The organism is Neobacillus sp. NPDC097160 (assembly GCF_044762155.1).
Lineage (GTDB): Bacteria > Bacillota > Bacilli > Bacillales > Cytobacillaceae > Neobacillus.
Genome location: NZ_JBIWDU010000002.1, coordinates 100,126 through 121,627 on the forward strand (window position 1 = coordinate 100,126; position 21,502 = coordinate 121,627).

Annotated in this window: 19 protein-coding genes and 1 riboswitch; of the genes, 9 read left to right on the plus strand and 10 right to left on the minus strand. The window is 38.9% G+C overall.

Annotation, left to right across the window (positions count from 1 at the left end):
* The first annotated feature begins 196 nt into the window (after window positions 1–196).
* Window positions 197–1,372, plus strand: coding sequence for an MFS transporter (locus ACIQXV_RS02420; RefSeq protein ID WP_402955537.1), 1,176 nt, complete (start codon window positions 197–199; stop codon window positions 1,370–1,372).
* 351 nt (window positions 1,373–1,723) lie between these two features.
* Entirely contained in the window at window positions 1,724–3,640 is a 1,917-nt protein-coding gene (locus tag ACIQXV_RS02425; protein ID WP_402955540.1) for a heavy metal translocating P-type ATPase, read from the plus strand.
* A gap of 244 nt (window positions 3,641–3,884) precedes the next feature.
* Here the strand turns inward: ACIQXV_RS02425 and ACIQXV_RS02430 are convergent, their stop codons facing one another.
* Window positions 3,885–4,721 carry a YihY/virulence factor BrkB family protein gene (locus ACIQXV_RS02430; RefSeq protein ID WP_402955543.1) on the minus strand — a complete coding sequence of 279 codons (837 nt, stop codon included), beginning with the start codon at window positions 4,719–4,721 and terminating at the stop codon, window positions 3,885–3,887.
* Between the two features lie 15 nt (window positions 4,722–4,736).
* A complete protein-coding gene (locus ACIQXV_RS02435) occupies window positions 4,737–5,108 on the minus strand; it encodes a YtxH domain-containing protein (RefSeq protein ID WP_402955546.1) in 372 nt (123 codons plus the stop codon).
* A gap of 211 nt (window positions 5,109–5,319) precedes the next feature.
* On the opposite strand from ACIQXV_RS02435, the gene ACIQXV_RS02440 reads away from it, so the two are divergent.
* A complete protein-coding gene (locus tag ACIQXV_RS02440) occupies window positions 5,320–5,544 on the plus strand; it encodes a DUF1128 domain-containing protein (RefSeq protein ID WP_402955549.1) in 225 nt (74 codons plus the stop codon).
* A 40-nt stretch (window positions 5,545–5,584) separates the two neighbouring features.
* Here the strand turns inward: ACIQXV_RS02440 and map are convergent, their stop codons facing one another.
* Window positions 5,585–6,334, minus strand: a complete 750-nt coding sequence (gene map / locus ACIQXV_RS02445; protein ID WP_402955552.1) for a type I methionyl aminopeptidase — start codon at window positions 6,332–6,334, stop codon at window positions 5,585–5,587.
* Between the two features lie 273 nt (window positions 6,335–6,607).
* On the opposite strand from map, the gene ACIQXV_RS02450 reads away from it, so the two are divergent.
* The gene (locus tag ACIQXV_RS02450) at window positions 6,608–6,937 is read left to right on the plus strand and encodes a helix-turn-helix domain-containing protein (protein ID WP_402955555.1); all 330 of its coding nucleotides are present in this window, start codon (window positions 6,608–6,610) and stop codon (window positions 6,935–6,937) included.
* 70 nt (window positions 6,938–7,007) lie between these two features.
* Here the strand turns inward: ACIQXV_RS02450 and ACIQXV_RS02455 are convergent, their stop codons facing one another.
* Together ACIQXV_RS02455 and ACIQXV_RS02460 are read right to left on the minus strand one after the other, a co-directional pair.
* A complete protein-coding gene (locus tag ACIQXV_RS02455) occupies window positions 7,008–7,154 on the minus strand; it encodes an anti-repressor SinI family protein (RefSeq protein ID WP_402955558.1) in 147 nt (48 codons plus the stop codon).
* Window positions 7,155–7,184: 30 nt separating this feature from the next.
* Window positions 7,185–7,276: riboswitch (cyclic di-GMP riboswitch) on the minus strand.
* 209 nt (window positions 7,277–7,485) lie between these two features.
* A complete protein-coding gene (locus ACIQXV_RS02460; RefSeq protein ID WP_402955561.1) occupies window positions 7,486–8,439 on the minus strand; it encodes a carbohydrate kinase family protein in 954 nt (317 codons plus the stop codon).
* Window positions 8,440–8,951: 512 nt separating this feature from the next.
* Between ACIQXV_RS02460 and ACIQXV_RS02465 the strand changes: the two genes are divergently transcribed.
* A complete protein-coding gene (locus tag ACIQXV_RS02465) occupies window positions 8,952–9,161 on the plus strand; it encodes a hypothetical protein (protein WP_402955564.1) in 210 nt (69 codons plus the stop codon).
* A 31-nt stretch (window positions 9,162–9,192) separates the two neighbouring features.
* Here the strand turns inward: ACIQXV_RS02465 and hutH are convergent, their stop codons facing one another.
* Together hutH and ACIQXV_RS02475 are read right to left on the minus strand one after the other, a co-directional pair.
* On the minus strand, window positions 9,193–10,713 hold the full coding sequence (gene hutH, locus ACIQXV_RS02470) for a histidine ammonia-lyase (protein WP_402955567.1): 1,521 nt from the start codon (window positions 10,711–10,713) through the stop codon (window positions 9,193–9,195).
* 490 nt (window positions 10,714–11,203) lie between these two features.
* The gene (locus ACIQXV_RS02475) at window positions 11,204–13,393 is read right to left on the minus strand and encodes a DNA topoisomerase III (RefSeq protein WP_402955570.1); all 2,190 of its coding nucleotides are present in this window, start codon (window positions 13,391–13,393) and stop codon (window positions 11,204–11,206) included.
* A 176-nt stretch (window positions 13,394–13,569) separates the two neighbouring features.
* Between ACIQXV_RS02475 and ACIQXV_RS02480 the strand changes: the two genes are divergently transcribed.
* The 4 genes from ACIQXV_RS02480 (at window position 13,570) to ACIQXV_RS02495 (ending at window position 17,683) form a co-directional block, all read left to right on the plus strand.
* Window positions 13,570–14,844, plus strand: coding sequence for an MDR family MFS transporter (locus tag ACIQXV_RS02480; protein ID WP_402955573.1), 1,275 nt, complete (start codon window positions 13,570–13,572; stop codon window positions 14,842–14,844).
* A 369-nt stretch (window positions 14,845–15,213) separates the two neighbouring features.
* Window positions 15,214–16,446: an aminopeptidase gene (locus tag ACIQXV_RS02485; protein ID WP_402955576.1), complete on the plus strand. Its 1,233-nt coding sequence runs from the start codon at window positions 15,214–15,216 to the stop codon at window positions 16,444–16,446.
* Window positions 16,447–16,607: 161 nt separating this feature from the next.
* Window positions 16,608–16,997, plus strand: coding sequence for a large-conductance mechanosensitive channel protein MscL (gene mscL, locus ACIQXV_RS02490; RefSeq protein WP_402955579.1), 390 nt, complete (start codon window positions 16,608–16,610; stop codon window positions 16,995–16,997).
* A 50-nt stretch (window positions 16,998–17,047) separates the two neighbouring features.
* Entirely contained in the window at window positions 17,048–17,683 is a 636-nt protein-coding gene (locus ACIQXV_RS02495; protein ID WP_402955582.1) for a Bax inhibitor-1/YccA family protein, read from the plus strand.
* 40 nt (window positions 17,684–17,723) lie between these two features.
* Here ACIQXV_RS02495 and ACIQXV_RS02500 read toward each other — a convergent pair whose 3' ends face one another.
* From ACIQXV_RS02500 to ACIQXV_RS02510, 3 genes are all read right to left on the minus strand, one after another.
* Window positions 17,724–19,457, minus strand: coding sequence for an aromatic amino acid hydroxylase (locus ACIQXV_RS02500; RefSeq protein ID WP_402955585.1), 1,734 nt, complete (start codon window positions 19,455–19,457; stop codon window positions 17,724–17,726).
* A gap of 41 nt (window positions 19,458–19,498) precedes the next feature.
* Window positions 19,499–20,008, minus strand: coding sequence for an RNA polymerase sigma factor (locus ACIQXV_RS02505; protein WP_402955588.1), 510 nt, complete (start codon window positions 20,006–20,008; stop codon window positions 19,499–19,501).
* A gap of 102 nt (window positions 20,009–20,110) precedes the next feature.
* A complete protein-coding gene (locus ACIQXV_RS02510) occupies window positions 20,111–21,445 on the minus strand; it encodes a polysaccharide biosynthesis protein (RefSeq protein WP_402955591.1) in 1,335 nt (444 codons plus the stop codon).
* Window positions 21,446–21,502: the final 57 nt, after the last annotated feature.

The window sequence follows — 21,502 nt, forward strand, 5'->3', positions numbered from 1 at the left end:
TCTTCTATTTTTTATCTCATCTTTTTTCTACCCTATATGTTGTTTTCACATGCACCTAAAATTACCGAAAAGGCCATGAGTAAAATGAGCAAAATAATCCAGGCATCTACTTCATGATTTTTCACCGAAATGGCATTTATCTTGTTATAATAAATTTTTGGATACCCAACAAATTTATTTTCTAAAGAGGTAAAAAATGATAAATGCAAATACAAATTATAGATTTTGGATTTTAGTTAGTATCGTAGCTGTTTCAGGATTCAGCCAAGGTATGCTCCTTCCCTTGATTGCCGTTATCTTTGAACACAGTGGTGTTTCGTCATCATTAAACGGATTAAATGCTACTGCGCTTTATATAGGAATTCTTTTCATATCCCCATTTATGGAACAACCACTTCGAAAATTTGGTTATAAGCCGGTTATCATTTTTGGAGGCTTGTTGGTGATTGTTTCATTGGCATTGTTTCCGTTATGGAAAACATTTTGGTTTTGGTTTATTCTCCGACTTTTTATAGGAATCGGGGACCATGCTTTGCATTTTGCTACCCAGACGTGGATTACTTCTTTTTCACCTGAAAAAAGACGCGGAAGAAATCTTTCTCTATATGGATTGTTTTTTGGCATCGGCTTCGCAACGGGACCATTAATGACACCGCTCGTCAATGTAAATGAAGCTCTTCCTTTCATTTTATCTTCTGGATTATGTTTGGTAGGCTGGGTTTTCTTATTTGCTCTAAAAAATGAGCATCCGGATCAAGAAATAAAGGTTAATTCATTCACCGCTACTTTAAAAAGATTTTCGCAAGCATGGAAATATGGCTGGGTTGCATTCTTACCTCCACTTTCATATGGGGTATTAGAGACTTCTCTAAATGGCAGTTTCCCCGTTTATGCATTACGAATTGGCCTTGATGTGAAAAGTGTTTCGTTTCTTTTGGCTTCCTTTGCCATAGGTGCAATTGTATTTCAGCTTCCTTTAGGTATTTTAAGTGATAAATTTGGCCGAAGGAATGTTCTAATTGTCATCCTATTCCTTGGCTCCATATGCTTTACTGCGGCAAGCATCTTGGAGCAATCCTTCTTTTCACTTGCTGTCTGTTTATTTGTAGCAGGAATGTGTGTTGGCTCGACTTTCTCACTAGGTATTTCCTATATGGCTGACTTAATGCCGAAAAATTTATTTCCAACAGGAAATCTCATGTGCGGGATCTTTTTTAGTATGGGTAGTTTAATCGGTCCGACCTTGGGGGGACTTTTTATCCAGTACTTTAAAAATATTAGCTTCTTTCATATTATTAGCACATTATTTTTTATTATCTTTTTAATCATTTCTTTAAATAAGGAAAAGTCTTTGGTTACGGTAAATAATTAATTGTTGAATTAAGCATAAAAACCGTCCCACTAATTGAGCAAAATCATATCTTACAGCATAGTATGTGTGGTAAGATGAAAGAAAATATATGAACCTGCGAGATTTTTTGCTGTCATCACTCTGATGACAGCTTTCGTGTTTTTTAGGGGTAATGAGGTTGATTATCCTTATCAACGGCAAACAAGCCAAATGATAATTATTATTATTTATAATTAACCAAAATTATCATAAATCCATATATTATTAGTAAATCAATCGATACTTATTCTCAATTAAATCTAAATTTTATCAATTAGAATTGACGCAACTTTTTTCTTAGAGTACAATTATATTAATTGGGGGGGATACAAGATGAGTACAAATGCAAAATCACTTACAAAAGAAGTACAGAATATTCGTATCATAGAAAAAATCAAACTACATGCTGAACTGATTGCCGCTGGATTAAGTGGTGTATTGATTTTGGCTGGCTGGCTTTTTGATAAATATGGAAGTGGTGCCGATTCCATCATTGCTTATCTTCTGGCATTTGTCATTGGCGGTTTTGCCAAAGCAAAGGAAGGCATTGAAGCCACATATGAAAATAAAGAACTAAACGTAGAAATGTTGATGATTTTTGCAGCGGTTGGTTCAGCCATTATCGGCTACTGGACAGAAGGTGCTGTGTTAATCTTCATTTTTGCTGTCAGTGGTGCCTTGGAAACCTATACCATGAATAAAAGTCACAAGGAGATTTCTTCTTTAATGAAGCTGCAGCCGGAAGAGGCATTACTTATCACAAATGGTTATGAAAAACGGGTTGCCGTTTCTGAGCTGCTTGTTGGTGACCGAATCCTAATTAAACCGGGCGAGCGTGTACCCTCAGACGGAATGATTATCAAAGGACAAACAAATATTGATGAAGCTGCCATTACAGGTGAGTCGATGCCCGTCTCTAAAGGGGAACAAGCGGATGTATTTGCCGGAACCGTTAATATGACAGGCTCGATTACTGTTCAAGTGACAAAGGCAAGCAATGACACCCTTTTTCAAAAAATCATTCAGCTCGTTCAATCAGCGCAAAGTGAAAAGTCACCATCCCAGCTTTTTATTGAACGCTTTGAAGGAACCTACGTAAAGGTTGTCCTGCTTGTCGTGATGGCCATGTTCTTCCTGCCGTACTTTTTACTTGGATGGAGCTGGCATGAGTCCTTTTATCGCGCGATGATTTTATTAGTAGTTGCTTCCCCATGTGCCCTTGTCGCTTCAATCATGCCTGCTACCTTATCGGCCATTTCAAATGGAGCAAGACACGGAATATTGGTAAAAGGCGGTGTCCATCTTGAAAATTTAAGTCATATAGAGGCCATCGCTTTTGATAAAACCGGAACACTCACAAAAGGAAAGCCCGAAGTCACCGAAGTAATTGTAAAAGAGGGCTTGGAAAAAGAAAATCTAATTTGGAAAGCGGCCTCGATTGAGAGCCATTCAAACCATCCGCTTGCAAATGCGATTGTAAAACACGCGAAGAAGAATATCCGTAAAGAACTATTCCATCCTGACAGTCTTGAAGATGTTCCTGGCTGGGGTGTAAAAGCAGAAATGAATGGAGAACAATGGAAGATTGGAAAAGCCGCTTTCGTTGGAACTGAAAAGGCCGACAGCTTCGCCGATGGTAAAGCTAAGGCTCTCGCAAGCCTTGGCAATACGCTCGTGTTTATTGAAATAAACGGTGAACTAAGTGCTATGATTGCGATGAAGGATGTGGTTCGTGAGGAAACAAAGCTTGGGATCGATCATTTAAAGAAACAAGGAATTCGGACGGTGATGCTTACCGGTGATAGTGAAAAAACAGCCCGCGCTATCGCTGCTGAAAGTCATGTGGATGAATTTTTTGCTGAATGCCTCCCGGAAGCGAAAGTGGAACAGCTGAAACAGCTGAAAGAGAAATATAAAACAGTAGCCATGGTCGGTGATGGTATTAATGATGCACCTGCATTAGCGATTGCCAATGTTGGGATTGCTATGGGGGAAGGAACTGATGTAGCCCTTGAAACAGCTGATATCGTGCTTATGAAAAATGACTTGCCGCGAATTGCAGAAGCTATCCGTCTTTCACAGCGAATGAATAAAATTATCAAACAAAATGTCATTTTCTCCATTACGGTCATCATGCTGTTAATTTCATCTAATTTCTTTCAAATGCTTGATCTGCCTTACGGAGTAATCGGCCATGAAGGTAGTACCATTCTTGTTATTTTAAATAGCCTAAGATTATTAAAATCATAAGGTTCATTTTATAAGCCGGGTGAGAGTATCACCCGGCCATTTCTTTATATGTCGAATCCACTTAGTGGTATCCGTTAGAGCCGTTTGCCGAACTGGACGTTTTATTTCCTTTACTGCCTTTACCTTTTTGCTTTGTACCGCCATCTTTTTTCGTATGCTTTGTCATCGCGTAAAACCTCCCTTAATGTTGGGTTGCCCCTCCATCATAGTTTGGACAGATGAACGTTTTTCATGACGGAAAGTTTTAGCAGTTCGTCCGATTTTTTTCAGTATAAAAGGCATTGATTTCTCCGCCAAGTATAATAATGAACGCGGAAATGTATAGCCAAATCATTAAAATAATAATCGCCCCAATACTGCCATAGGTTAGTGAATAGTTACCAATTTTCCCAACATAAAAGGATAAGCCCATTGATGATATTATCCAACCTAATGTCGCAAACGCTGCTCCGGGAAATGCACTTCGACAGCGCAGCTTCACATTTGGGGCAACCCAATACAATCCTGTAAAAATAAGGAATAAAATAATCGCGCTAACAAGCCAGCTTAACGTATTCCAAAGCTTGATAAACTCAGTTGTATAGCCTAATTTTGTGAAAAGAAAAAGTCCGATTTCCCTGCCAAATACCGGTAGAACAACCGCAAGAATAAACACAAAAATCATTCCAAAGGTTAATAATACGGACATTCCTCGTGAGACAATAAACGAGCGGCTTTCCTTCACATTGTAGGCTTTATTAAAAGCTCTTACAACAGCATTTATTCCATTAGAGGCTGACCAGATCGTCCCAATAATTCCAAACGAAAGCAACCCGCCATTTCGCTGACTCATGATTTCATTAACATTTTTTTCAATTAACTCCATCGCTTCGGTTGGTGCGAAATCTTTGATCATCCCAAGCATATCCTGATGTGGTATCGGAAAATAAGGTAAAAGCGTAAATATGACAATTAGAAGTGGAAACAAGGAAAGAAGAAAAAAGTAGGCCAATTGTGCACTTAATCCTGGCAGGTCATTTTCCTCAATCCGGTGCCAAAGCAGCCTTATCAATGAAGAACGTACATTCGCTTCTTTACCCATTTTCTACCACCTCCATTAAGTTAATTTTTCCCCTTCCACCAATACTTCTTCTAACAATTCTGATTCATCACTCTCTGAGAACGTTTCTTTTGTTTCTTTTAGAATATCCGTAACCTGAGGTGTCAGCTCTTTTAACTCTTCCACCTTATCTGTAATATAAGAAATATCTTCACTAACCTGTTCAAAGGCTGTTTTAATTTTCGCTGCCGTTCCCTTTACTTTATCGGTTATTTCTCCGGGATTTCGAACAATATAGGCAACCTTACTAGAAGTTTTTTGAACGTTTTCCTTCATAGCCTCACGGGTTTGTTTGTCTAATAAGCTAATAGCTCCACCAGCGAGGGCTCCGAGCAGCATGCCCTTCCAAAATTGATTTTTCCTCGTCATCTTAACCTCTCCTTATAGCATATAAATATCATCAAGCGCCCTTCAAAAGGATCTTATCATTATTTTGCTTTATGTAACCTTCCTATGCAAGTCTCACCCGATAACTTTTATTCCCTTTCTTTGGTTAAACTAAACTATACAGAAAGTATGTATTGACAGATACTTTTTAACATGAAAAGATGGGATTATTAATTCGGAAAGGGTGCCCGAAATGAATTTATCAGTAAAATCCGTAGAAAATGTCGAGTATATGATTGAACAAATTAAGGATAAATTAAAAGTGCTAAACCTTGGAGCGATTAAGCCTTCTCACTTTGATGAAGAAATGTATGAAGAATTAAAAGAGATTTACGATATGGTCATGAGAAAGAATTCATTTAGTCCGAATGAAATGCAGGCATTGGTGGAAGAGCTTGGGAGTCTAAGAAAAAAGTAAGGAAAAAACCCGTTATTACATTTGAATAACGGGTTTTTTTTTATTTTTGTTCGGTTAAGATAATGGGGCCATCTTTTGTGATCGCAAGTGTATGCTCATATTGTGCCGAATATTTACCGTCAAATGTTCTTGCCGTCCAGCCATTGTCGTCCATCTTCGTTTGGTATCTGCCGATATTCACCATTGGCTCAATCGTAAACACCATACCTTCTTTAATTCTTGCCCCTTTTCCAGGTAGTCCATAATGGGGAACATCCGGTTTCTCGTGAATCACGGCACCAATACCATGGCCAATAAAGTCACGAACTACAGAAAGACCTTCACTTTCAACATATGTTTGGATTGCATGGCCAATATCCCCAATTCGATTCCCGACAACGGCCTGTTCAATTCCCTTGTATAAGGCTTCCTTTGTTACTTTCAATAAATGATCTGTTTCATCGGTAACTTTGCCAACTGCATAAGACCATGCTGAATCGGCCAAGGCTCCATTGTAATTAACCACCATATCAATTGTTACAATATCACCATCTTTTAATGGTTCCTTTCTAGGAAAGCCATGGCAAACTTCGTCGTTGATGCTTGCACAAGTAGCATATTCATAGCCTTTATAGCCTTTTTGTTCCGGTGTCGCTCCACTTTTACTTAGAAATCCATTAACAAATTCCTCTATTTCCCAGGTTGTTACACCTGGTTTTATTAATTTAGCAATTTCTTTATGGCAGGCTGCAAGTATATCTCCAGCCTTTTTCATCGCTTCAATTTCACGTTGTGATTTAAGGACAATCATTTAGCAGTATCCCCTTCCATTTTTGTTTATTTTTATGTATGTTTAACAATATGGTTCAACGCAGCATCATTATTCGTAAAAAAATAATACTTTAGGTTGGCAACACTTATAATATTACCTCTATCTGCTCATTTTTTCAAAATATCTTAGTTATGAAACGATCTTTCCCAATGTTCATTATATTGTAATATTAACATGTTCTTAATATGGTACTTTTCCATTCTTTTTGGTAGAATATATATATTAATATTAAAAATAGGTGTGTGAGACCCAATGATCGGTGACCGCGTTAAAAAATTTCGCTTAGAAAAGAAAATGTCATTATCCGAACTTGCTGAACAAGCAGGAGTTGCTAAATCTTATTTAAGTTCGCTTGAAAGGAACCTGCAAAAGAATCCATCCATTCAATTTCTCGAAAAAATTGCTGCTGTATTAAATCTTCCAGTTGAGTATTTAATCCATGAGCAAATTGACAAGGATGAATTAGATAGCGGTTGGATGAACCTAGTCAAAGAGGCTATGAATTCAGGTGTTTCAAAGGAACAATTTCGTGATTTCCTTGAATTTAATAAGTGGCGGATCAATCAAAATAATAACGATTAAATAAGCCTTTTTGCTCAAAAAGAAAAGCATTCTACAAAAATGTCGTTTTTTGTAGAATGCTTTCCTTTTTTTAGTATGTACTTGGTGATTCTTGGTGATGGTCTCGATTAAGAAAATCCCGTACATCTTCAATTGATAATCCAAGTTCCTTTGCCTCAAATATGAGTGCCATCCATTCCTGATCGATTACATCCACATCTCTTTCTGTAATAACCATTTTTCTCACCCCTAAAATACATATCGTATTCCAGGTAGCCCGGCCACCGTAGCAAGTTTGATTCTTGCCTTAGATCCTCGGCTTTGCGTCCCTGTTTTTCAACAGGTTTGCCTTTTTCTGTCTCCAGTACAACTTAAGCATTACCGATTACCTTATTTGCTTTTCTCCCGCTAGGTCGATTTACTTAATTCTATATGATATGTTCATTATATCTAGTCCTTTTATAACAGGGTGTTATATTTTGTCACTTTTATTAACTTTCTAACTACTTTTTCATACAAAATATTCCAAAAACCAACATAAAAATCCCTTAATTTAACTTTAACGTAACTCAATTACTGAAGTATTTCTTGAAAGATTCCTGTAATGATTGTTGATTTAATTCAGAACTTACTGTATCACTCGTCTGAAGGGTAATCAACGAACATGATACACCAATTTTACAGGCGTCTTCCGTGCTGAGACCTTTTAAATAACCAAATAAAATCCCTGCAATAAGTGAATCTATTGAGCCAGTCACATCCACAACCGGGACACTTGGCGGTACGATTGCTCCTGCTTCACCATTGTTTGTAAAATAAATGAGGCCTTTCTCCCCTCTTGTGATTACGACTTTCTCAACACCCTTTTTCATAATCACTTCTGCGGCACGGTAGAAATCTCCTTCTGAGGTAATTTCTAGTTTTGACAGGGCCTCAGCCTCTTTATGATTGGCGATTAACCATGTAACACCTTCTAAGGAATCAGGTAATTTATCAGCTTTAGAAACGGATACTGGGGTAATACAAATAGGAATACCTGTATTTTTACAGCTAGTTATCACTTGCCCGATTACTTTTGCAGGAAAATTCGTATCCAGTAAAATCATTTTTGCACTTTGAATATGGCGTATATTGTTTTCAAAGAAATATTCCTTCACTTCATTGTAAATTGACATATTTGCAAAGGCGACCGCCATTTCACCGTCATCATCAAGTACCGCTGTATAGGTTCCTGTGCTTTCTCCGTGGATTATTTCAGTGGGGCTCACATCTACAAAATCTTTCGTGTTTTGCATGAGCCATTCCCCTTCAGTGTCTGCTCCTACATAGGATAATAAAGATGTTTTCAGTCCGATCCGTCCCGAATTTTCCGCAACATTTCTTGCTACCCCGCCTTTAGTTTTCGCACTTATGGCTGGGTTTGATGTTCCGTACGCTAACGGTTTCAATGTTTGAATTTTCCAATCCACATTAGCTCCACCGATACAGATAATATCTATTATTTTTGTTTCCTTCATGTTCATGTCAGCATAACCCCTTTGGAAACATATTTAATTAAGTCAGAGTCTGATTTGCAATCATTTCACCACTATATAACAATTACGCTACTTATCCTTAAAATCCTTTTGAAAAATAATGGAAGAACAAAAAAGTGGGCAGAAAATGAATTTGGAGTCGTGGATTGGTTATAGATAATTTTTATGCTATTTAAATTTGTCTAATTTGTGACCTTTAGCATATAATATAAACAACTTATAAATATACTAAATATTATTAATATTCAATTAATGGTGGTGAAGCATCGCTATGACGATTATTCATGTTTTAAACTATTCGATTCCCATTGCGTTTATTGTGTTTGCCGGTTTTCTGCTTGACCGGATGTGCAAACCAGATAAAACGGAAGAAAAAGCTGGTGAAGAGTGAAAATAAAATTCACTCCTTCAACCAGCTTTTTTAAAAAAAAGATAGAATTCTCTTTTGAAGGTAATTATTTTTCTACTGATTGGGAATGCTACATGCGAAGACGAAAGGAGTGTTGAGTTTGGCACGCGGAGAACATTTTGAACATAAAAAGAAGAACCACCCCGGTAATTTTCCAGAAGACAGTTTAACTGAAAAACATGTAAAAGAAGCCATAGGTGATGAGGAATTCCTTGTGACCCGGGAAGCTTTTAAAAATAGGGTTGAGGAAGATGAAGGGCGAGGAGATACTGCTCGTTTGCTTCCGGAACAGACAGAGTAAAAGGCGTGAATAGTTTCACGCCTTTTTCCTATTAATATTTTTCCGCGCTTAGATTTCTAATAAATTGCGAAAATTCAATAGTCTTTAACCACTCAGCCGCTTTTTCGATATCCTTCGAAAAAATGCGGTCCTGCTTAATTGATGGAACCTGTTCCCGTCCTTTTTCATAGAACATTTTTGTGTGGGATGCCATTTTATCAACACCACGGATTTCTACTGCTTGCATCGCACAAATCAGTTCGATCGCAAGGACTCTTCTGACATTCTGGATAATTTGATAAGCATGTCTGGATGCGATTGTCCCCATACTCACATGATCCTCCTGATTGGCTGATGATGGAATCGAATCAACGCTCGCAGGATGGGCAAGTGTTTTATTTTCTGATACAAGTGCGGCAGCGGCATATTGCATGATCATCGCGCCTGATTGCAGTCCCGGTTCAGGACTTAAGAAAGGCGGCAGGTCATTTAATTGCGGGTTGACTAATCGTTCAATTCTTCTTTCAGAAATATTGGCTAGTTCTGCGACAGCAATTTTCATAAAATCCATTGCAAAAGCGATTGGCTGTCCGTGGAAGTTCCCTCCTGAAATAACCTTTTCACCATCATCAAAAATTAATGGATTATCTGTTGCCGCATTCATTTCTATTTCTAGCTTTTCTTTTACATAATCAAGTGCCTGCCAGGAAGCTCCGTGAACTTGCGGGATACAACGCAGTGAATAGGCATCTTGAACCCTTAATTCGCCCTGTTGGGTGGTTAGTAAACTGTCACTTAAATAGCGGCGAATTCTAGCTGCTGTATCGATTTGCTGTTTATAGCCCCTTGCCACATGCACCTCTTCGGCAAAGGCATCAATAATCCCATTCAGCCCTTCAATGGTCATCGAGGCAATCAGTTCACTTTCATGTGCCATCTGCTCGGCTTCCAAGTAGCCGACAACGCCCATTGCCGTCATCGCCTGGGTACCGTTAATAAGGGCCAGACCTTCCTTTGCATCTAAGGTTACTGGTAAGATTCCCTCTTGCTTCAATGCCTCAAGGGAATCCATACGTTCCCTTTTATAAAAAACTTCGCCTTCGCCAATTAACACTAAAGCGAGATGGGATAGTGGCGCTAAATCACCGCTTGCACCAAGGGAACCTTGCTGTGGAATGACTGGGATTATGTCCTTGTTAACCAATTCCAATAGCTTTTCAATGACAAGCGGTCTAATTCCGGAATATCCTTTTAAAAGTGCGTTTGCACGAAGAAGAACCATTGCTTTAGCAACAACCTCCGGGAAAGGGTTGCCCACACCGCATGCATGGGAACGTATTAAATTAAGCTGTAAGTCTTGTACATGATCTTTATCGATCAGCACATCGCTAAATTTTCCAAATCCAGTCGTTATCCCATAAACGACTCTTGATTCTGAAACGATTCTTTCTACTGCTTCCCGGCTTTTTTGGGCAGCCTCCATACTCTTTTCAGATGCCGTGACCTTTTGTTTGCGGTATAAAACATCTTTCATTTGCTCTAGCGTTAAACTATTCCCTGTCAGCGTTATCATATTTCGCGCTCCTCTACCACTTTAGTATAATAAAGAAAGAGGCTGGATTCCTAATCACATTCGATTTGGATTCCAGCCTCTTTTATAAAAACAATTGAATTTTGAACAATTTTTTGGTGATGCCTCATTGGTATCATTCCATTCATAAAACTATTGGTTTGATAATTATTGTATGTGATGAAAACCTTAATTGTCAATAAAATTTTCTGAATTTTAGCACGATATCACTTTAGCAGGATAATATAGAAAAGCGGAAGCGCCCTGGTCAGCGGCGTATGGCCTGGAGCGCTCCAACTGAGATAAAGGAAACACGAAGAGCCGGAGGCGATTCGATGTTGACTTATCGTAGGGCGGAGAGCGAAGGACACTAGCCGCTAGGGCGCTGGAGCTAGACAATTCTCAAAGTCAATATTTATGCTTACTTATCATTAAGTTAAAAAAGGCTATTCATAAAGATAGTTAATCTTCGTGAATAGCCCCAAGTATGCTGTTAATCAAACTTCAACCCTTTTAATGCTTCGGCTAAAGCATTGTTCAAAGGCTCTTCTTCCTTTTGCTGGTTTTTCAAATACTTTTGTACAGTCCGCTTATCGACTTTACCACCAGATTCTTTTTGGCGGCGAGCTTGGAAGGCAGATAGTTTTTCGCGATATCCGCATTTACATGCAAAAACTTGACCTTCACCTTCACCACGCAGTTCAAGTTTTTTATGGCATTTTGGGCAGCGTGCGTTTGTGACGCGGGCAACATTTTTCCGATGGCCGCACTCACGGTCTTGACATACAAGCATTTTACCTTTTTTGCCATTCACTTCAAGCATCGGTTTTCCGCAGTCTGGACAATTCTTCGTCGAGATGTTATCGTGCTTGTACTTTTTATTACTTGATTTAATTTCAGCAACAATTTCTTTGGTGTAGTTTTTCATTTCGCGAATAAACACATCTTTTTTCAACTTGCCATGTGCAATTTGATCAAGCTTTTGTTCCCACTCAGCAGTTAATGTCGGAGATTTAAGCTCCTCAGGAACTAAATCAAGCAATTGACGGCCTTTAGACGTAATATGAATATCTTTGCCACGATGCTCGATTAAAAATGAATTGAATAGCTTATCAATGATATCCGCTCGTGTCGCAACAGTACCCAGTCCACCTGTGGATTTTAAGGTTTCTGCCAGTTGTTTATTTTTCGTATCCATATACTTCGTTGGATTTTCCATTGCCGACAGTAATGTCGCCTCATTAAAACGGGCAGGCGGCTTCGTTTGACCTGATGTTTGGGCGATTAGTTTGACGTTTAATGTATCACCTTTTTCAATCCGAGGTAAGATCTGTTCTTTCAGATCATCATTTTCATCGTCCTCTTCAAGTCGGTTATTATAAACTTCTTTCCAGCCAAGTGATAAAATTGTTTTTCCTCTAGCAACGAAGTTTTCATCACCGATTTTTGCACGAAGCGTCAATTGCTCGTACTCAAATGCCGGGAATAATACTGCTAGGAAACGTTTAACAACTAAGTCATAAATTTTTCGTTCTTTATCTATAAAGGCTGAAACATTCACATATCCTTCTGTTGGAATGATGGCATGGTGGTCGGATACCTTGCTATCATCAACAAAAGATTTAGAAGCCTTGATCGGCTTTTTTAAGATTTTATTTGTTAGTACGCGATATTCACCAATTCCACATGCCTTCAGACGCTCTGGTATGGTTGGGACAATATCTGATGAAATAAACCGTGAGTCTGTCCTTGGATAGGTTAAAACTTTATGTTGTTCGTACAGCTTTTGCATAATATTTAGTGTCTCTTTAGCGGAGTAACCGAATATTTTATTGGCATCTCGCTGTAATTCTGTTAAATCATAAAGGCCTGGAGAAAAAGACTTCTTTGGCTTCTTTTCAATTTCCGTAACAATTGCATTTTGTTTGCCCAGTTTTTTTACAATCGCATCGATTTTCTCTTTTTCAAAGCTGCGACCGTTACCTTTTGTATCCTGCCAAGTCAGCTTTAATTGGTCTGCCGTTTGGGCTTCGATGCCGTAATAGGTTTGGGCTTTGAAGTTCCTAATTTCATCCTCACGGGCAGCGATGATTGCAACAGTAGGTGTTTGGACTCGACCACAGTTTAATTGGGCATTAAACCTGGTTGTTAATGCACGTGTTGCATTAAGACCGATATACCAGTCAGCCTCCGAACGTGCGACAGCTGATGCATATAAATTGTCATAGGCCTTACCCGGCTTCAAGTTTGCAAAACCGTCTTTAATCGCTTTATCTGTAACAGAGGAGATCCATAGACGTTTAATCGGTTTATTGACTTTTGCTTTATCAATAATCCAACGTGCGACTAATTCTCCCTCTCTCCCTGCGTCTGTAGCCACGATTATTTCATTGACATCATTTCTAATCAGTTGACTTTTAACAGCATTAAATTGTTTTCCAGTCTGCTTAATGACGGTCAATTTCAATTTCTCAGGCAGCATAGGCAGATCTTCTAAATTCCATGTTTTATATTTGACATCGTAACTTTCAGGGTCAGCAAGTGTGACTAGGTGCCCAAGTGCCCATGTAACGATATATTTATTTCCTTCAAGATACCCGTTTCCTTTTTTATTACAATTAAGCACATGTGCAATGTCACGTGCGACAGAAGGCTTTTCAGCAATTACAACACTTTTTACCATTTTAAAAACATCCTTTCGAATTTCCATAAGTTAAATATAGCATACGTCCCTAATGGATTCAGTATTTCCGAATTTTCCAATCCCGGACGTTGAACCGTTATTTTCCTTTTTTTCTTGTATAACATTCCATCTGGATAGTATGATATAATGGCAAACTATCGAAACGAGGATACATAATGAGGATTAGGGATTGGGATACAAATTTAAAGGTGCGCTTGTTTGCTGAAGCGATGATGAATATTACCTTTTGGATGTTTTTTCCGTTTTTGACGATTTATTTTGCCGAGGAATTCGGTAAAAATAAAGCTGGTTTATTATTAGTTTTTTCACAGGTTTTTTCTGTTTTGGCCAACCTAATGGGTGGGTATTGTGCCGACCGTTTTGGAAGAAAACGAATGATGGTGCTTTCCGCAATCGGGCAAGGTCTTTCGTTTTTATGCTTTGCACTTTCAAGTTCCCCATGGTTTCAATCACCTTGGTTAGGGTTTCTCTCTTTTGCTGTTGCAGGGGTGTTCGGTTCTTTTTACTGGCCTGCAAGTCAAGCTATGGTAGCGGATGTCGTGGACGAAAAAGATCGCAGCAATGTCTTTGCCATTTTTTATACATCTATTAATATAGCAGTAGTTGTAGGGCCAATATTGGGAGCCATTTTCTATGTTCACTATCGCTTTCAGCTGTTGCTTTTTGCGGGTGCCGTTTGTATTTTACTAGGTTTGATTCTAGCAAAATGGACACGGGAAACTGTCCCTGTTCAAAAATCAAATTCATTATCCGGCGACGGGAAGTGGTATTACTTTTTACAAAATCAAATAAGGGATTATGCGCTTATTGTAAAGGACAAAACGTTCCTTCTCTTTATTATTGCAGGTGTTCTAGCCGGGCAGACATTTATGCAATTGGACTTATTAATTCCCGTTTATATTAAGGATTTTGTAAAAAGTCAAACCCTCTTTTCCATCGGTGAATGGGCGTTTACTGTCAAAGGTGAGCAGGCTTTTGGGATTGTCCTGGCTGAAAATGGTTTCCTTGTCGCACTATTGACTGTTTTTGTTACAAAGTGGATGGGGAAATATTATGAAAGAAACGTGTTTGTCCTTTCCTCAGTCGTCTATGCCATTTCAATCGTTCTCTTTAGTCAAACACATTGGATATGGGGCTTAATTATCGCGATGGCGGTTTTCACCTTTGGAGAATTAATGGGCGCCGGGCTCCAGCAGAGCTTTGTTTCTAGGATTGCACCGGAACATATGAGGGGACAATATTTTGCTGCAGCAAGTTTGCGATTTACTCTTGGACGGACAATTGCCCCACTGTCCATTCCCATGACGGTTTGGATCGGCTATGGATGGACATTCTTTGTACTCTTTCTGTTGGCACTGGTGAGTGCGGGATTATATTGGGTTATGTTTACTGTGTTTGAAAAGCAAAAAGCGGAAGCGACCGTTATCTAAAAAAGCACTTTATAGTGCTTTTTTTATTTTATCTTCAAAAATTCAAATATTCGTCAAAAAATTGTACTAAATTGTTCACATTTGCCTCTTTTAATTTTATAATTAACGTATTAAAGGTTTCTATTATAAGGGCGGTGGAATTAATGGAATTGTCACAGTTCATGGCTCCAACCTCATTGTCAGGCATTATTACATTCCTAGTATTATTTTCCGCGGGTGTTTATTTTAATATAAAAGTGTACGGCAGCAAGTTACAGTAAAGATGACAATCTTTACTGTTTTTTTGTTTTTAAGGAGTGCTGCTTTCGGTTTCTTTTTCCAAATAAAAACGCTACAATATAAAAAGATTCTGAAAAAGGAGATATACATATGAGCGAATTTCAAAAAAAACTTGAAAAATATGCTGAGCTTGCTGTTAAGGTCGGTGTTAATGTCCAGTCAGGACAGACATTAGTCGTACAGGCAACTTTAGATGCTGCAGAATTTGTCCGTCTGGTGGTCAAAAAAGCATACGAAACTGGTGCCCACAATGTCGTTGTAAACTGGAATGACGATACTGTGACAAGAACAAAATACGACCTAGCTCCAGATCAAGCATTCCAAGAGTACCCTGTTTGGCGTGCAAAAGAAATGGAAGAACTTGCGGACTCAGGCGCCGCCTTTATGTCTATCATATCTAGCAGTCCCGATCTACTTAAAGGTGTGGATCCTGAACGGATTGCCAACTACAATAAAGCTGCCGGTAAAGCATTAGCAAACTACCGCAAGGCATCACAAACCGATAAGGTGAGTTGGACCGTTATTGCAGTGCCTTCCGAGGCTTGGGCTGCTAAAGTATTCCCTGATGAGCCTGCGGAAGCCCAGGTCAGCAAGCTTTGGGACGCTATCTTTAAAGCTGTCCGTGTGGATGTTGAAAATCCGGTTGAGGCTTGGAAGAAACATGACGAAACCCTTCATGAAAAGGTTCAATATTTAAATGAAAAACGATACCAGAAGCTTCATTATACAGCACCTGGCACGGACTTAACGATTGAGCTTCCGGATAAACATCTTTGGATTGGAGCCGGCAGTGTGAATGAAAAAGGCGTTGAATTTATGGCCAATATGCCGACAGAGGAAGTTTTCACCGTTCCATTAAAAACGGGTGTAAATGGAACAGTTGCGAGCACAAAACCATTAAGCTACGGCGGGAATATTATTGATCGTTTTTCCGTTACATTTGAAAATGGGAAAATTGTTGGTGTTAAGGCTGAGGAAGGCGAAGAAATCTTAAAGCGTCTTGTCGATACAGACGAAGGTTCTCATTATCTTGGTGAAGTGGCACTTGTTCCGTTTAATTCACCAATTTCACAATCAAATGTTCTTTTCTTTAATACTTTGTTTGATGAAAATGCATCAAACCACTTAGCGATTGGAAGTGCTTATGCCTTCTGTATTGAAGGCGGTAAGAAAATGACATCGGAAGAATTAGCAGAAAATGGGCTAAACGAAAGTATTACTCACGTTGATTTCATGATTGGCTCAGCAGAAATGGACATCGACGGCATCACTGCCGATGGAGCATCAGAACCAATCTTCAGAGCGGGAAATTGGGCTTTTTAGTAAACATTTAATAAGTAACTCAGAGCAGGTGATGGTGACATCTGCTCTTTTCTCTATAGTAAAAAAGAAGGATTCTAAAGGATAGATATTGCAATTAAATATAGTAAGGGTATAAAATGGACAATTAAGAAAATGACCAATCATTTTGGAGGAAATTAAATATGTGGAATGAATTTAAAAAGTTTGCCATGAAAGGCAATGTTATTGATTTAGCAGTCGGGGTCATTATTGGGGCTGCATTTGGGAAGATTGTTTCCTCACTTGTCGCGGATATCATTATGCCATTAATCGGCATGATTATTGGGGTGGTAGATTTTTCTGATCTTGCCTATGGAAAATTAAAATATGGTCAATTTATTCAAACGATTGTTGACTTCTTAATTATATCCTTCTCGATTTTCCTGTTTGTAAAATTCATCACCCGCTTTAAAAAGAAAGAAGAGGCAGCGCCTGCTCCTGTAAAGGTCGACCGCAGTGAAGAGCTACTAGCTGAGATTCGCGATTTATTAAAAGAAGAGAAAGAAATTTTAAGAAAAAATGAAACATCTTGACCATTTCATCGTATATCTTAAGTAACAAATTAATTTAGAGGTGAACAAATTTGTATACTCAAACGTCAACAGAATATATGCCATCCGTCTTACGTACCTTTGCTCTTTCACTTGCGATTGCCTTCCTTGGGACAATGGCGGGAGTTTATGTACCTCCAAGCTTATTTTTACCGTTAGCCATTTTGGAATTTGTGATGATTCTCGCTGCGGTCTTTTTCAGACGTAAAAAAGCAATCTCTTATTCATTTTTATATATTTTTACGTTCATCTCAGGGATTACGCTGTATCCAATTGTCGCCTATTATGCTGCAACTGCAGGTGCAAATGTCGTCATCATGGCCTTTGCCACCACAACGGTTGTGTTCTCTGGTATTTCGATTTATGCGGCAAAATCAAAACGGAACTTTTCTTTCTTAGGTGGTTTCCTGCTTGCTGCCTTGCTCGCATTAGTGGCGATTTCACTTTTTAATATTTTCTTCCCGCTGAGCACAACGGGAATGCTTGCCTATTCCTTTATTGGCGTAGTAATATTTAGCGGCTATGTTCTCTTTGATGTCAGCCGCATGAAACACCACGGTGTAAGAGCAGAAGAAGTGCCATTAATGGCATTAAGCTTATACTTAGATTTTATTAACTTATTCGTCAGCATCCTTCGTATCTTAGGAATTCTCAATAGTAGAGACTAAATAGAAAAAGGAGCTTGGAATTCTTTCCAAGCTCCTTTTTCTATTTGCTATTATCGATAAGGATTAATCCTCGTTGAATCATTTGTTTAACAGACGAACCCCAGTCTGTCGTCTGCAGCCTTTCTTCAATAAGGGCGATTTGAGGATGGCCACTATGGTGCAATTTATAGAGCTCTAATATTTCGAGCCGCAATAACCATTCCTTAGGATATTGATCATCTAAAATAGCTAATACCTGCGTTAATCTTTCTTCATTCCAATTAGAATCCTCACGTAAACTTCTTATTTCATCATATAAGGTTTCTAATTCATTCCAAGACTGATGCTCCACGACTTCTTCTGTTTCTTCCATTAATGGAAATACATAATAATTGTTCGGGTCAGCAGCCCCCGCAAAGACTGATGTCACCCCAGCCCCAACAGCCATATCAAATGTTCCCCAGGATTTTTCAAACAGCACCATATCCTTATAGGTCACTTTACAATCCTTAAAGGAAATTAAAATGGGCCTCCCCTCTGCTAGCAAAATACTTTTTACAGTCCCCTTTACTTTTACACCACTTTGGAATATTAATTTCGCTGCCTTTTCTTCTATGATTTCTAATTCTCGTAACTGCTCCAAAGAGCAGTCCTCCAGAGCTATATTACCTTTTAATCTGCCAATCGGCGTTCCAAAGCCTTTATGATGCGTTACTTTCCCGTGCCCATCCAGCTGCTTATTATCAAATGATAATGCTGTAGGCCCTTTTGTGCGAAAATAAACTGCTTCGCCCTTTTTATCCTTCAAAATAGTTCCCAGTATACCGGTTACTTGCAGCCCCGATGAAAAAGCCATCGTCGCAACACTTTCCGTTTGCAGTGCTTTATCAAGACTTTCCGTTCCACCTTTTCGAAAGGCCATTGTCGCAGCAAATTGATCAACTTCTGCTACTAAGTCAGCAAAGCTTTCACAAACAAATAACTGCGGTTGAGGCTTGGTCACATCATATGGTGTCTTCGTACATTCTTCAATCGAAAAAGGAATTTTTCGAACATCCTCTTTCAAACAGCTTTGGCTTTCCCCGACTGATGAAAGTAAACCCGCTCCATATATTTTAGGGTTTACGACCTCCCCAATTAACCCATATTCAACTGTCCACCAAAATAGCCTTGAAACCTGATCCGCTTCCGATAACCCTTTTACCTTCTTTCTTGCTTCAGCTACCTGTATCTCCGCTTCTTTTACCTGCTCTGAAGTTGAGTTAGGATCTTCTGCAACGATCGTTAAATGGCGGACTGCCATAAATACTTTCAGTTTTTCTTTACTGGAAAGTGCCTTAGAACCTATTTCTCCAATTTTCCTCACAAACTCGCGGTAAGATTCATCCAATAGTATCGGTGCATGTCCGGCAGCTTCATGAATCATATCGGGGGCAGGTGTATAGGCAATGTTTTGGATGTTCCTTATTTCTGTTGCAATCGGGAGAATCCTATTTGCTAAAAAGCCATAAAATGCTGAACCGGGAATGAGCCCATCAATCGTAACAGCACCCCAGCCTACTTTTGCCAGGCTCGTATTCATATCATCCACCTTCGGAATTGAATCAGTCTTGATCCCCGAATCCATTAAGCCATTTACATAGGCAGGATGGGCAATATCTTTTAAAAAATAATGATTTTGCTTCATGACAAATCGCCAAACTGCATGTTCAATCGGTGTATAGCGATGGTAATATTGCTTTGAAATATATGGCTGTAAATGTGCAGGAATATTCTTTGTTCCTTTTCCAGTCATCTTGACCCTTCCCCTTTTCATAAAAGAGTTGTTCGGAGCCTTTAAGCAAGTGACAGCATTTTTGGTCGTAATCGTTCTTTCGCCCGTTTCATTCTCGTTTTTACGGTCGACATGGGCAGGTTGCTTTTCTTAGCAATTTCCAGAAGAGATAAATCTTGATAGTAATATAGATAAATAGGATAACGGTAAATTTCCGGTAATGTCCTCACTTTTTCAGCCATTTGTTCTGCAGAAAATTTATGTAAGACTTCGTCTTCAGGAATGGATGTTGGCTCGCATGAGGTTGAGTAAGTATAAACCTCTTCCTTCCAAAATTGCTTTGACTTATTTTCCTTCCGCCAGTAATCACGGCATTTATTGACTGCAATCGTAAACAACCAGCTTTTGTATTTACATTGCTCCTTAATGGAAGGATATGCTAAATAGGCGGAGAGTAACACCTCTTGATAAAGGTCCTCTGCCAATTCTCTATGTTTCACTAACGATAAAATATATTTATATATGGCTGTTCCATATTCATTCACTAAGTCCTCAAATGTATTTTTCTTCATTTTCCTTTGTCCTTTCCCTCTGTTAATTCGTCTTCATATTATTAGACGGAAAGAACAGCCCGCCCCCCTACACTTCGAAAAACTTTTTTTAAAAAGAAATTTTTACCTCTCAGTTGCATTTGGAATAACGCCCTTCATAAAAACCGTGACACCGATCTTTTTACAAATCGTTAAATAATGCATCATTGCTAATAAAACAGAGCCAGTATTCATCCCAATAATGACCCCGTTCATCCGCCATTCTGGTGAGGAACCAAGCCAGAGAATGAGCCCAAAGGATATGATCGTTGACCAGATAATATGAATAAAGGCCTCTTTTAACAAATCAAGTCCAATCAAAAAGGCCTGAAGGGGCATGATGAAAAAGTGAAATAAGAAAAACGGCCAAAGCAGCTGCAAAAATACAGCAGAAGTAGCTGATTTAAAAAATAGTGACGTTAATTGCGGTGCAAAAAGGTAGAAAATGGTCACAGCCGCAATACCATATAAAAGGGTAAGCTTCATCACTTGCTGCAGCATCTTTTGTAAGGTTGGAAAATCTTTTTGTGAATGGGTTTTTGAAACAGCCGGGATTAGGACAATCATTAACGAATGAGCAATAAATGCTGGGAAGAATCCGATGGATACCGCAACACCCATTAGCATTCCAAATTGCTCTGTGGCGAGCGTATCGGTCATGCCAGAGTGAACCAAGGCAGCCTTTATAATGAATGGTTGGATTGCACCAGTGAAGGCTGAAAACAAGCGTAAGCCTGTCGTCGGGATTGACACCGCCATTAAATTTTTCCGAACGATCTTTTTATTAATATTGGAAAAAGGCTGACGTTTCAGCTGCTGAAATTGAATGATAAACATGTAAACTAAATAAAGAAATACCACAATCTCACTGCCAATCAGTGTACCAATAGCAATTAACAACGATGATTCTGCATTAAACGCAAAAAAGCGGAACAGGACAAACAGCACTCCAAGCTGAATAATTTTCCGTAAAAAATTCGACACGGCTATTTTCCCCATTTGCTGCAACCCCATAAAATAGCCCCTGGCAACAGAGGTAAAGGCAATCACCGGAATGAGAATCATCACAAGCCATCTAACATATGGATGGTACGTATTAAATACCGGAATATACGGAATAACCGCTGCGGCGACTAAAAATAGAATACTGGTGAAAACAATCGTAATCGTAAGCGCGTGATAAAGGATATTCCGGTGATAGCGTTCCTCTTTTTCAGCAATGAATTTGGAAATCGATACAGGCAGCTCAAAGCTTGACAGTAACACAATTAAAAAGATGGTTGGCAGAATGGACATATAAAGCCCTAATCCATGTGATCCCAGCTCCCTCGCAAGAATCATATTCACCAAGACTTCAATTCCTTCCCCTAAAAAAGCAGCAGCAGCTAAAAAGAATATTCCTTTATAGTAAATAGCCAATTTTACAATCTCCCTTTTATTCATCTCTTTTAAACTTATGAGACAAGTTCCATGAAT